Here is a 13,006-nt window from a genome sequence, read left to right as displayed (position 1 = left end):
TCTTTATGCAATGCATTAAATTAATTAAATCATTACATATTGCTTAAAGAATCAAATTAAGCTTACGATATGCAAAGCTAAAACAGAAAAATGCTGTTTTATTTCGCGTTATTAAGCAAATCAATTACATAATTCGGCAGTGCAAATGCTCCTTTGTGGAGATTCGAATTATAATAATTTGCGGAGATTCCCAAAGATTCCCACTTGCCTGCTTCATGGTTCTTAACAGGATCATATTTTTTCGAAGCAAATCCAAACAGCCAGTGACCTGAGCCGTAAGTAGGGATATGAGCCTGGTATACATTTGCAACAGGGAAAACAGATTTTATCTTTTTGTGAGTCCTTTGCATAGTTTCGGCTTCTCTTCTATAATATGGACTCTCATGCTGATTTACAAGAATTCCGTCTTCCTTCAATGCATTGTAGCAATTTTTGTAAAATTCCTGCGTAAACAATTCGACTCCCGGACCGATGGGATCGGTTGAGTCTACAATAATCAAATCATATTCATTTGTTTTTGCCTTTACAAATTTCAATCCATCTTCAAAAAATAGATTGACTCTTTTATCATTTAATTTTGAAGCTGTCTGCGGAATATGCTCCATGCACACATCCACAACCATTTTGTCTATTTCGACCATATCAATTTTTTCAACGGTTGAATATCTTGTCAATTCTCTGACAGTTCCTCCGTCTCCCGCACCGATTACCAGAATGTTTTTTATGCTCGGGTTAACTGCCATGGGAACATGAGTTATCATTTCGTGGTATATAAACTCATCTTTTTCTGTCAGCATTATAAATCCATCAATTACAAGAACCTTTCCAAATTCAGGTGTTTGAAAAACATCTATTTTTTGAAAATCACTTTGCATGCTTTCTATGTGCTTGTCAACTCTGACAGAAAATCTTACATTGTCTGTATGCTCTTCAGTAAACCATAATTCCATTTAATTCTCCTCCTGAAATATATTCATGCCGCTAAAAATCTCAATCATTTCTTTTCTTAAGCTGTCTGAAATCTCAAGTCTCGTTTTGGGAAGCAGTTCATAAACATCTTTGTTAAAAAGATAGTTTTGAAGGTCAATATCTTTTATTAGCATCTTTGTGTGAAATGTATTAGATTGAAAAACATTGACATCAATAGCATCGTATTTTTTCAACGTCGACTTATCTATATAATCCTGTATTGATTTAATATCATGATCGATATAGAATTTCTTGCCGCCTAAATCTCTTGTAAATCCTCTTACACGATAATCAATTGTGATAATGTCGGAATCAAAACTCCCTATTAAATAGTCCAACGCATTAAGAGGAGAAATTTTGCCGCATGTGGATACATCTATATCTACTCTGAATGTTGAAATAGCCTTGTTCGGATGATATTCCGGATATGTGTGCACAGTTACATGACTCTTGTCCAAATGTGCATGGACTGTTTCCTGATAACACACGTTATTGCATACCAGCTTTCCTTGATTGCATGATTCATCAATCTCTTCGACATTCAACGCCGCTTCGGCAATCAATAAATTAACCGACGCTCCCTGCGGATCATAATCCTGCTTTGATATATTAAGAATATGTGCTCCGATAATTTCAGTCACCTTGCATAGTATCTGTGTAAGTCTTTCTGAATTATATTGCTCATCAATATACTCAATATACTCTTTCTGTTCCCTCTCGCTTTTAGCATAGCATACATCGTAGATGTTAAAACTAAGCGATTTGGTAAGATTATTAAAGCCATACAATGTCAGCTTTTTTTCCAACCCTAACACCACTACCTTTCTTAATTAAAATTTTTTTCATTATAAACTATATATAAATATATATCAAGGCTTTTAAAGAGTAAAATAATGTTAATTGGGACAGCTTTAAAAACATTTAGCTTACCTGTTACAACTACTGTTTAAACAGCCATTCTTCCATTTAATTATATTGTTATTTTTGTCCAATTTCCCTTTATAAATCTTGTATAATTAATAATAAGCCGAAGTGACTGGTCAGTACCGAATGCAATCCATGCCCCTATCAGCCCTAGACCCAACGGGTAGCAAAATAACCATGTAGCTCCAGGTCTGACTATTCCTATGCTGATAAACGAAGTCAAAGCTACAAACTTTGTATCTCCAGCCCCCCTCAAACTTCCTGAAATAACGACACCCGAAGTCTGAATCGGTGACGTGAATGCTATTAAAATCATAATTTGTGAGCCAGCTAAAATTACTGCTGCATCGTTTGTATATAATGAGATCAGAAAATACCTTCCTGTAATAAATATAACTACAAACATTAATCCCATAGTTAAAGCAATTCTTTGAAGAGTTTTTCCATAAATGGTAGCTAAATCTCCTCGTTTTGCACCAAGGCTTTGCCCCACCAATGCTGATGCAGCTATTCCTAGGCCGTCACCAAATGCAAAAGATATGCTTACCAGGTTCATGCATATTTGATGTGTTGCAAAATCAACCGTTCCAAGACCGGCTATAAGCTTGTTTGTGGTAAAAAAACCTACACGCATGAAAACCTGCTCTACAAAAGCACTTCCGCTTATGCCCAAAATACTTTGTATTGTTTCTTTTTCAAGCTTCCAGCTTTGATTTCTCTTAAGTTCCAGGAAATGATATGCAAAAGTAACAGACTTTAACGAGAGCAAAAACCCTATAAGATTTCCTATTGCCGTAGCAATAGCAGCTCCTATAACACCTAATGCAGGAAAGCCTAGGTGCCCGTTTATGAGAAGGTAATTAAAGAATAAATTTACCAGATTGGCTGCAACATTTGTTTTCATAGATATTTTTGTATTGCCTGCCCCTCTTTGAGCTGCATTTATTGTAAGACTTAGTGATGTAAAAAAATTTCCTATACAAATAATTCTAAAATATATTATTGCGCTTTCAACCACGTCGCTTTGTGCTCCAGCAAATATAATCAGCGGCTCCGCGTATATTATTCCTAATGTTGATAATATTACTGACAGCACTGCACATATTAATAAAGACTGTCTCAGTGTCTTATTAGCCTCTTCCCTGTTTCCTTCTCCCCTTCTCCTTGCTACAACAGCTGTTACGCCAATATTAAGTGAAAGAATCACCGCAAGCAGTATAAATCTGGGCTGAGTTGTAATTCCAACTGCTGATATTGCAACAGGTCCCAAACTTCCAACCATAATCAAATCCGCAGACGATATAAGCTGAACCAATACTGCCTCTAAAGCAGATGGCCATGCGACCTCTGCAGCATTTTTGTATATTTCCTTGTCAGAAGGAATGTCTCCAACTATATTTTCGGCTTTTACCATATATTTATTGGAATATATCCTTTTAATTAAATTGGTCATATTTTCCTCCTTTACCCAACATAATGTATTGTAATCCATTTACATTTATTATTCAATACATTTTGTTTGCAGCAAGGATTTCAGGCATGCAAAAAAGCCGATATTCTGAAATACAGGCTACCAGCTTCTGTCTAAAATATTATGCGTCTTTACTTACTGCAATCATTCAGCCGTTCGAAAAGTTATATTATTAACACACTAAATTGTCTGTTTTTAGACAATCTAGTGTGTTAAACCAATTCCGCACCGAACTTTTTGCATCTGTTAATTGCCTCTTCATCCGGATTCCAAAGTTCCTTAATCCCTTCTGAAATAACTTCAAATTTTGCTTCTTTAAGTAAATCTGTAATTATTTTTACAGATTCTCCGCTCCATCCGTAACATCCAAATGCTGCCGCTTTTTTCTCAGCAAATTTCAAACCCTTTATCATTTCCAAAAAACCCGATGAAGCTGACAGAATTCCGTTGTTTATTGTAGATGACCCCACAAGTATTAATTTTGACTTAAACACCTCGGTTACTATATCGTTTTTATCTTTTTTGGCACAATTATATAGCTTAACAGTAACGTTTTTATCCTTTAACTTTATTCCTTCTGCAATGGCTTCAGCCATTTTCCTTGTTCCTCCCCACATTGTATCATAAATTATAGTAATTTGATTTTCATGATACTCTTTAGCCCATTCCATGTATTTGTTAACAATTTGCAAGGGATCTGTTTTCCATATAATACCGTGACTGGGGCAAATCATTTCAATTGGTATATTCATAGAAACAACCTCTTCAATTTTTTTCACCACAAATTTACTGAATGGCGTCAAAATATTTGCAAAATACTTTATTGCTTCATTGTAAAGTTCATATTGATCAACCTTATCATTGTACATAAGCTCTGAAGCATAATGCTGTCCAAAAGCATCATTACTGAACAGTATATTTTCTCCGGACATATATGTCATCATTGAATCAGGCCAATGAAGCATCTTTGCTTCAACAAATATAAGTTTGTTTTTTCCTATACTCAACGAATCTCCGGTTTTAACCTCAACAAAATTCCAATCCTTATGATGAAGGCCCTTTATAATTTTAGCACCATTTTTTGTACAATAGATCGGAGTATCCGGAATTTCCTTCATCAATTCTCCTAATGCTCCCGCATGATCGACCTCCGAATGATTCATTACTATGTAGTCTATTTTTTTCAAGTCAATTTCTTCTTTCAAATTTGAAACAAATTCTTTTGAAAAAGGCTCCCAAACCGTATCAATCAAAACATTTTTCTCGTCCTGAACCAAGTATGAATTATACGATGATCCTTTGTGTGTGGAATATTCTTCTCCGTGAAATTTTTCCAACTCCCAGTCTATTTTTCCTACCCATTTTACCGTTTCCGAAATTTTAAACATAATCCCTCCTTTTACTACTTAACATTTTAACTTATTTTTGGTTATATATATTGGAAGCCTGTCAAAATATATTAATCCGACAGGCTTGATTCATTATATTTCCTTTGAAAATTTGGGGTCTGAGGGTTTAGGAGAAAGTATAACAAATAATGAAATGTCTTCATATACCTTTGGAATACCAAACTCTTCTTTTCCCTTAGCCATTACAGCCGTACCTTTTTGGATTTTCTGCACGTCATTGCCAACCTGCAATTCTGCACTTCCCTGAAGTACCAGCAATGTAAGGGCAGAATCATTGTGCTGATGAACAGGAAGTGTGTGACCTGCTTTAAGATTTAGCACAAATCCCAATACCTCATCATCATTAAACGCAATTTTTTTGGTCAGCTGGTTATCATTAAATACTATGCATTCATTCAAATTTTTTAAATTCATTATTATCTCCTCTTTTAAATATATTTCTTTTCTAGGCTTTCAAGAATATCAATAAAATATTTTTGAGTTCCCATCTTTTCAGCTTCTCTTTCAAACTTATCCGTTTTTTCATTAATCTTATCTATCACTTCTTTTGGCAGATTCTTTTCACCAAACATATAAACTGCTTCGTTTTCCTTAGCTATATGTCTTTTAAGGAGATTTGTATAGGCAACGGCATTGCTTATTACATCAAGCTTACTTTCATCATCGCCTTTTTTCAACTTATGCAAAGCATCCTCAAGATTACTTACATACAACCTTCCGTAATCGTGTTCAACCAGCATTCCGTGTGTTATTAAATTCTCTCCTAATTTTCCCAAATTTATCTGCATTTCCTTAAAAAGAAATTTTTCTTCCTTGCCATGATGGTGTGCATCAGCATACTTTCTTATAAATTCAATTATTTTGCTGAAATCGTCATAATTAATATTCTCACCATTCATAGCATTAATGCATGCCTTGCGCATAACATTTAGCATACGCAAAATATAGTCATGCTCCATTACCATTATTTCCACACTTTTCATAGATCTATCCTCAAAATTTTATAAGTTGTATCATTTAATTTCTTGTATTTTATATTTGTAGAATGCAGAAGACCTTTTATAAACTCATCTCTTAAAATATAAAATACGCGCACATCACTGTTAAATTCATCCCAATACTTACAATGGACACATTCATATCTCTTCCATACGGCTTCATTCTTATCCTGCTTGACTATAGCATTGATGTGATCGCAAGGCATGCCGTCAAGCAGTGTATCATTAATGGCTTTAAACGCCTCTTCAATTCCGGAATTTTTGTCCAATGGAGAATACCTTTCCCCATTTAATTTGAATACTTCCTTAATATCCTCAATATTATCCGCTTCATTTTTTATTGCTTCGGTTACAGACTCAGCAAGCTTATATTCAACTTTTGATATCTGATTTTGAAGCCACTTGTGTATATTGTCCTCATCTATTACTTCATCCAATGGTTTTAATTCTCCGTCACCGTATTTCACATTAATTCGTTCTCTTATCTCTGAACTAATGACCAATTGTAAATCTAATATATCTTCTACAATTTTATTTTGTATTTTTATCTTATTATACAGCCAAAAATGTATAGGTCCCAAAAATGCACTCATACTTCCTCCATTATTATTTAAAAATATGAGCATGAATTTCTCCATGCTCATATTCATATTACTACTCCGCTTTCGAAAAACTATTCAACTGCTCTAATAGATTTTCAACATTAAAGCCATGAACCATTGCTGCCTCTTCCAGTGTTTCCATCTGAGAAGATGGACATCCTAAGCAATGCATTCCGGCATTCATCAGAATGTCTGCAAAGCCTTGGTTCATTTGCAATATTTGGCCTATATACATATCCTTTGTAACTTTTTCCATATAATTCACCTCTTCATTTTATTTTGCGGTAAAAGACATAATCTTTTACCGCTGAATTATTATTGTATTCTAACCAATCAGTCAAGAAATATTTTCAAATCGTCTTCAACAGTACCTATTCCTGCTATTCCAAAATCTCTAACCAAAACATCCGCAACATTCGGCGATAAAAATGCAGGTAGTGTAGGCCCTAAGTGAATATTTTTAACTCCAAGATATAAAAGTGATAACAATACTATAACAGCCTTCTGCTCATACCATGCAATGTTAAATGCCAAAGGAAGTTCATTAATATCCTCAAGCTCAAACACTTCCTTTAGTTTAAGAGCAATAAGCGCCAGTGAATACGAATCATTACACTGCCCCGCATCCAATACTCTCGGAATACCGCCTATATCTCCCAAATCAAGTTTGTTGTACTTGTATTTTGCGCAGCCGGCAGTTAATATTACAGTATCTTTTGGCAGTGCCTTAGCAAATTCGGTATAGTAGTTTCTTGATTTAGCTCTGCCGTCACACCCTGCCATTACAAAAAATTTCTTGATTGCTCCTGACTTAACCGCATCAACAACCTTGTCGGCAAGCGCAAACACCTGCTCATGGGCAAATCCGCCCACAATTTCTCCTGTTTCAATTTCAGTAGGTACAGGACTTCTCTTGGCAATCTCTATAATTTCTGAGAAATCTTTTTCTGTCCCCGTAGACCCGTCAATGTGCTTGCATCCGGGATAACCTGCAGAACCTGTTGTAAACAATCTGTCTTTGTAGCTGCTCTTTGGTGGCACAATGCAGTTAGTAGTCATTAGAATAGGCCCGTTAAAAGATTCAAATTCTTCTTTTTGCTTCCACCATGCATTTCCATAATTGCCCACTAGGTGTTTGTACTTCTTCAAATGAGGATAGTAATGAGCAGGAAGCATTTCTGAATGTGTATAAACATCTATTCCAGTGCCTTCTGTTTGTTTCAGCAGCTGCTCTAAATCGCCCAAATCATGTCCCGAAATCAATATGCCTGGATTTTTGCCTACTCCTATATTTACCTTTGTAATCTCCGGGTTACCGTAAGTGCTTGTATTTGCCTTATCCAGTAAAGCCATTCCGCTTACGCCAAACTTTCCTGTTTCCATTGTCAGTGCAATAAGCTCTTCTGCCGACAAATTATCATCTAAAAGTTTAGCCAATGTACCCTGCATAAATGCATTTACATTTTCATCATCGTAACCTAAAACATTAGCATGCTTCATATACGCCGACATACCTTTTAGTCCGTAAGTAATCAGCTCTCTAAGACTTCTGACATCTTCATCTCTGGTTGCCAGCACACCTACGTTCCATGCCTTTTTATCAAATGCCATATTAGTATCAGCATACCATATTGCCGCCTCTGATAAACCTTCTCTGCACAACAATTGGTTTATTAAATCATTTTTAACATTAAGCGTCATTTTTATTCTGTCATAAAATACATCATCGTCAAAATTTGCATTTGTGATTGTAGTAAATAAGTTTAAAGTTATTAAATGATTAACATCTGATGAAATTTCTTTTCCTTCTTTTCTTAATCTAGTTGTCACATCAGACAATCCTTTGGAAACATATATTAACAAATCCTGTAATCTTGCTGTTTCCGGCTGTTTACCGCAGACTCCTGCCTTTGTACACCCTGTGCAGCCTGCTGTCTCCTGACATTGATAACAAAACATTTTATTTTCCATTAATATATTTCCTCCTAAATTTTTTCATTTCTTTTTTCTTCATGACTATATGATAAAGCAAATAATTATATTTTTCCGTAACAATTGTTACGCTTTTTGAAAATTTTTAATATTATTTTAAAAACATTGAAGCAGCTACAGCCAAACGTTACATAATAGTAAAAATGACTGATTGACATATTATAATTATTAATGTATTGTCTATTTCATAAGCGCAAATAAATTTTATCGGAGGTAGTATGGACTTTATACACGAAAAGGAAAGAATATATTTGGAAAATGAAAGCGGAGAATGTATTGCTGAAATTACATTTCCTTCAGTATCAGAAGACATGGTCAATGTTAACCATACATACGTTGACAAATCACTAAGAGGACAGGGAGTTGCCGATAAGTTAATGACCTCATTAGTTAAAGATTTGAAAAAAAACAGCAGGAAGGCAGCTGCAACCTGCTCATATGCTGTCGACTGGTTTGAAAAACATCCTGAGCACAAAGACATATATATAGAAAAAAACTAAGACATAACAACAGGGAAAGCTAATACACAGCTTTCCCTGTTGTGTAAAACTTAAACGCTTAATTATAAAATCTCTTCAATAAACTTTGTTAAAATCATTGCTGATTCTCCACGTGTTACCACATCACCCGGTGCTAACATTTTATTGTTTCTGCCCTGTAACAAGCCTGCAGAAACTGCCCACTCCATTGCAGAGTTACTCCAGTCAGCAATTTCATTACTGTCATTGTATGAACTCAAATCACTTCCAACTGTAGTATCTATTCCTTTGTACTGAGCGTAACGGTATAGTATGACAATCAGCTGCTCCCTTGTCAGCTTCTCGTTTGGAGCAAAGAAATCGTCGGTGAGGCCCTTAACAATATCAGCGTTAGCTGCCCATGCAACTCCATCGCCGTACCATGATTTATCTTGCACATCTTTAAAAGACGGAGAACTGTTTATTTCAGGATTATTTTCATAGCGGTAAAGCACAGTTACAAGCATAGATCTGGTCATGGTGTAATCAGGAGCAAATTCATCGTCGGATACTCCACAAAATAGACCATTTGCAATTACAAAATCAATACTGTTTTTTGCCCAGTGGTCATTAATATCCGCAAATTTACCTGTATTGATTTTTTCTTTAAATATTACTTCTACACTGTGATCTTTATCATCAGAGAATTCATAGGAATTTAAAGCACCCACAGAGTTTCCGTCAATAATTAAATCAGCTATTTCATATCCTTCATCAGGTACTATATTTACAGTTCTATTATCAACGGATATTGCTACCTTCCCGCCGAGAGTTTCTTTTGGCAAAACAATACCCGGTGTTTTCGCAGTTGACGAACCCTTGTGGCTTCCACTGCTGCTTGATTTACGATAAATAATATTATAGGATGCGGAATCCGGGAAATCTAAGTGATTTTTATTACGAGTATACAAGTTAATCTTACCGCTTGATTCAAAGCCTGTATTATGATCAAAAGCAGTTGCATCTAACTTTTCCAGGCTTTTAGGAAGATAAACTTCTTTTAAAAGACTTACAGCGAAGGCTTCAGACCCGATTTCCTCTAATCCCTCATTAAGTACAAGCTTCTCCAAACGGATGGCCTTTGTTGTACCGGAAAACGCCCTGTGTCCTAAGACTTTAACACTGCCCGGTATTTCCAATTCCTTGATTTGATGATAGTAGAACGCTCCCCTTCTGATTTCCGTAACAGAATCAGGAATGTCCAGACTTTTCAACTGAGCACCATTGAACGCATATTCGTCAATTATCTCTACGCCCTGTGGGATGTCAATGTGCTGCAATGTAATGTTGCGGGCAAATAAACCTTTTGGAATCACCTTCATATTATCGGGCAGAGTAACATCTGTCAGCTTGTTGGTGGAAAATGCACCTTCTTCAATGTTGGTAATAGTCTCCGGAATAACGAGCTTTTGCAGCTTATTACCATTAAAGCATTGCAGCTTTAAAGTAGTTAAAGTGTCGGGGAATTCAACAACTGTTAAATTATTATATTGAAAAGCTCTTTGCTCAATAACTTCCAGATATTTCGGTAACACAACCTTGTTCAAACCGTTAGGAGAAATAATCTCTTCTTTTATTATATCATAATCGTCTGGAACAAATGCATTCTGACCTATTATTGTAATCTTCTCTCCCTCAAGATTCAGATCGGGTAAAACTGCATATCTATATAATACAGCTTTTGCTTTTCCTTCTTCTGAAAAGCCCATTAAAGTTGTTCCGTCATAAATAAAATCTTCTGCTGTCCACAGTTCTTCCGTACTATAAAATATTATCTCATGGCTTTTCTCATCTGAAGAAAAATCTTTATGAGCTTCATTTGTGGTGTAAACACGCACACAGCCTGAATTATCAACAAAACTTTTGCTGTCTAGTGCGGTAACGCTGCTTGGAAGATCCACTCTTGTCAACAGATTTTTATTAAAAGCCCCTTTAGCGATGGTTGCCAATCCTTCATTAAGATTTAGGGATTTCAAAGTTTTAAAATTTCCATCCCCTTCAAATGCATTTCTATCAATATATTTAACATTTCCCGGAACAGTCAGCGTATCCAAGCGGTGCAATTTAAAAGCTGATCTGCCGATTTTCTCCACTGTGGAAGAAATAGCTAAAGTCTTTAATGGGGCACCTGCGAAAGCGTTGCTGCCGATTTCCTCTACTCCTTCCGGTATCTCAAGATTTGTTAAAGTCGTATTGGAAGTAAATGCTCCTGTCGGAATCACTTTTAATTTATGATTTATCTCCAGTGTCGTCAGTTTATTAACCCCAAAAGCACCAGCACCCATTGTTGTTAAATTTTCCGGTAATGTCAGTGCTGTAATTTTATTGCTGTTGAAAGCCAGAGCTCCTATGTGCTCCAAAGACTGCGGAAATGATAGTTCCGTAAAATTATTATACCTAAAAGCATTGTTTCCTATTGACTGCAAATCCTTTGGAAAAACTACGCTGGTAAACCCGTCGGGAGAAATAACTTCATCGTCACTAAAATCAGCTTCCACCTCAAAGGCATTGTCAGCAATTCCTGTAATTTTCTCACCTTGCGGGCTTATATCAGGCAATACGAGAATTTTATTAGAGATCGCTTTTGTTGTTCCGGATTCAGACAAACCTGTAATTTTTCCTTCTTCATATGTAAAGTCATTTACTTCCCACTCATCTGAATATTCTGAATCCCTCAAAATCAATTTTTGATAAGGAACAGGATTTGTTCCGCCAATGCGTGAAATACGGTCATTGTTAAAATGGTTGGCATTTGAAGTATACATATAAACAATGCCGGAGCCGTCTGTAGATGAAGGTTCCATGCCAGGATTGTTCAGAAATGCGGTACCTGCTAACTTTTCTACTCTATATGGAAGGACAAATGATTTTATATTGTTATCATAAAAAGCATTTCCGTCTATTTGAATTTTTTCTTTTGTATCTGCAATAGTCAAAGAAGCAATTTCATTGTCTCCAAAGGCAGAATTTCCTACCTTTAGAGTGCTTTGAGGCAAGCTTAATTCCGTAATTTTATTGTGAAGAAAGCATTGGCTTTCAAAAATACGAATACCTTCAGGAATCGTAACCTCACTGATATTGTTGCTCATAAAAGCACTGCCGTCGATTGTAAACTCGTCTAAGCCTTCCGGAAAGATAACCTTTGTCAGACCCTTATTTGTAAAAGCATTGGAAGAAATAGCAGTAATTATATTGCCTTCTTTATTTTTTAAAGGAATTTCTAAGACTTTATTGTCAGTCAGTTTATCAATACCTTCAGGGCTAAAACCGGTTATGATTGTTTCATCATCGGAATCATATGTGAAGTCCTCTGCTATCCATGGCTTTTCTTCCACAATCAGTTTCGCAAAAGCTGAGTAGTTCTGATCTCTTTCTCCGTCATAATGATAAATATTAGGATTATTCAGATGGGAAGGGTTTTCCGAATATAAATAAACTAATTTATCAACCTCCGGATCATTGCCGGGATTCCTCATAAAGGCATTACTGTAAATCCCTTTCACATTATATGGAAGGCGTACTGTTTTAAGCTGATTATTACCAAATGCCGTACTTTGAATATCTATTCCTTCCGGAAGTGTATGCCGGTTTTCTTCAAAGGCAATTTCAGTTAATTTGTTAGCAGCAAATGCACCCGCATTAATTACAGTAACACCTTTAGGAATTTCAACCTGAGTAATTTTATTTCCTATAAAAGCATACTTACCTATAGTCTCAATCGTATCCGGAAAAGTAATGGATGTTAAGCCTTCACCCTTAAAAGCATCTGCCCCAATACCTGTAATTGCAGTACCGGTAACATTTTGAGACGGTATTACAAGATCTTTGTTTGTTTCAATCTTAGCTATGCCTGCTTCACTAAGTCCCGTAACTATGGATTCATCATATGTAAAATCTTCCGCAGCCCAGCCGTTTTCTGTATCTGCAAATGTTATGTTAAAAGCAGGAGAAAGGCATGCGACTATTATAAAAACAGGAATTAATATTTTTGTTAAATTTTTAACTAACTTGTTCATTATGCACCTCTAACTTGTTTTTATTCTAGGTTCGTTGACTATAAAATAGTTTTATTCAAAATACATGCATTGAAAAAGGGATAGCCTGTAATCAAGCCATTCCCTCT

11 protein-coding genes are annotated in these 13,006 nt (G+C 35.7%); 1 reads left to right on the top strand and 10 read right to left on the bottom strand.

Annotated elements, in window-relative coordinates:
• Nucleotides 1–98 precede the first annotated feature (98 nt).
• The 9 genes from speE to hcp all read right to left on the bottom strand — a co-directional run bounded on the left by speE (nt 99) and on the right by hcp (nt 8,344).
• Nucleotides 99–950: a polyamine aminopropyltransferase gene (gene speE / locus ACS3UD_RS16635; RefSeq protein WP_308138540.1), complete on the bottom strand. Its 852-nt coding sequence runs from the start codon at nt 948–950 to the stop codon at nt 99–101.
• Nucleotides 951–1,787 carry an adenosylmethionine decarboxylase gene (gene speD, locus ACS3UD_RS16630; protein ID WP_308138541.1) on the bottom strand — a complete coding sequence of 279 codons (837 nt, stop codon included), beginning with the start codon at nt 1,785–1,787 and terminating at the stop codon, nt 951–953.
• A gap of 152 nt (nt 1,788–1,939) precedes the next feature.
• Nucleotides 1,940–3,346, bottom strand: coding sequence for an MATE family efflux transporter (locus ACS3UD_RS16625; RefSeq protein WP_308138542.1), 1,407 nt, complete (start codon nt 3,344–3,346; stop codon nt 1,940–1,942).
• Between the two features lie 230 nt (nt 3,347–3,576).
• Entirely contained in the window at nt 3,577–4,752 is a 1,176-nt protein-coding gene (locus ACS3UD_RS16620; protein WP_374049893.1) for an anaerobic nitric oxide reductase flavorubredoxin, read from the bottom strand.
• Between the two features lie 93 nt (nt 4,753–4,845).
• Nucleotides 4,846–5,187, bottom strand: a complete 342-nt coding sequence (locus ACS3UD_RS16615) for a cupin domain-containing protein (protein ID WP_308138543.1) — start codon at nt 5,185–5,187, stop codon at nt 4,846–4,848.
• A gap of 14 nt (nt 5,188–5,201) precedes the next feature.
• Nucleotides 5,202–5,756, bottom strand: a complete 555-nt coding sequence (locus ACS3UD_RS16610; protein ID WP_213924969.1) for a hemerythrin domain-containing protein — start codon at nt 5,754–5,756, stop codon at nt 5,202–5,204.
• Nucleotides 5,753–6,364, bottom strand: coding sequence for a hypothetical protein (locus ACS3UD_RS16605; protein ID WP_308138544.1), 612 nt, complete (start codon nt 6,362–6,364; stop codon nt 5,753–5,755). The genes ACS3UD_RS16610 and ACS3UD_RS16605 overlap by 4 nt, the downstream gene beginning before the upstream one ends.
• 61 nt (nt 6,365–6,425) lie before the next feature.
• Complete coding sequence (locus ACS3UD_RS16600; protein WP_308138545.1) at nt 6,426–6,629, bottom strand: DUF1858 domain-containing protein; 204 nt, start codon at nt 6,627–6,629, stop codon at nt 6,426–6,428.
• Nucleotides 6,630–6,706: 77 nt separating this feature from the next.
• The gene (gene hcp / locus ACS3UD_RS16595) at nt 6,707–8,344 is read right to left on the bottom strand and encodes a hydroxylamine reductase (protein ID WP_308138546.1); all 1,638 of its coding nucleotides are present in this window, start codon (nt 8,342–8,344) and stop codon (nt 6,707–6,709) included.
• 239 nt (nt 8,345–8,583) lie between these two features.
• Here hcp and ACS3UD_RS16590 point away from each other — a divergent pair, with 239 nt between their 5' ends.
• Nucleotides 8,584–8,865 carry a GNAT family N-acetyltransferase gene (locus ACS3UD_RS16590; RefSeq protein ID WP_308138547.1) on the top strand — a complete coding sequence of 94 codons (282 nt, stop codon included), beginning with the start codon at nt 8,584–8,586 and terminating at the stop codon, nt 8,863–8,865.
• Nucleotides 8,866–8,927: 62 nt separating this feature from the next.
• Here the strand turns inward: ACS3UD_RS16590 and ACS3UD_RS16585 are convergent, their stop codons facing one another.
• Nucleotides 8,928–12,899, bottom strand: a complete 3,972-nt coding sequence (locus ACS3UD_RS16585; protein WP_308138548.1) for a leucine-rich repeat protein — start codon at nt 12,897–12,899, stop codon at nt 8,928–8,930.
• Nucleotides 12,900–13,006: the final 107 nt, after the last annotated feature.

Source organism: Sedimentibacter sp. LTW-03, from assembly GCF_052059825.1.
In the GTDB taxonomy this organism is placed as follows: domain Bacteria; phylum Bacillota; class Clostridia; order Tissierellales; family Sedimentibacteraceae; genus Sedimentibacter.
This window is presented reverse-complemented; position numbering and strand designations above follow the sequence as displayed.

Coding starts and splice junctions, on each gene's coding strand:
- ACS3UD_RS16605 (WP_308138544.1), bottom strand. CDS start 6,364: ATGAGTGCATTTTTGGGACCTATACATTTTTGGCTGTATAATAAGATA.
- speE (WP_308138540.1), bottom strand. CDS start 950: ATGGAATTATGGTTTACTGAAGAGCATACAGACAATGTAAGATTTTCT.
- ACS3UD_RS16625 (WP_308138542.1), bottom strand. CDS start 3,346: ATGACCAATTTAATTAAAAGGATATATTCCAATAAATATATGGTAAAA.
- ACS3UD_RS16610 (WP_213924969.1), bottom strand. CDS start 5,756: ATGAAAAGTGTGGAAATAATGGTAATGGAGCATGACTATATTTTGCGT.
- ACS3UD_RS16620 (WP_374049893.1), bottom strand. CDS start 4,752: ATGTTTAAAATTTCGGAAACGGTAAAATGGGTAGGAAAAATAGACTGG.
- ACS3UD_RS16590 (WP_308138547.1), top strand. CDS start 8,584: ATGGACTTTATACACGAAAAGGAAAGAATATATTTGGAAAATGAAAGC.
- ACS3UD_RS16615 (WP_308138543.1), bottom strand. CDS start 5,187: ATGAATTTAAAAAATTTGAATGAATGCATAGTATTTAATGATAACCAG.
- ACS3UD_RS16585 (WP_308138548.1), bottom strand. CDS start 12,899: ATGAACAAGTTAGTTAAAAATTTAACAAAAATATTAATTCCTGTTTTT.
- hcp (WP_308138546.1), bottom strand. CDS start 8,344: ATGGAAAATAAAATGTTTTGTTATCAATGTCAGGAGACAGCAGGCTGC.
- ACS3UD_RS16600 (WP_308138545.1), bottom strand. CDS start 6,629: ATGGAAAAAGTTACAAAGGATATGTATATAGGCCAAATATTGCAAATG.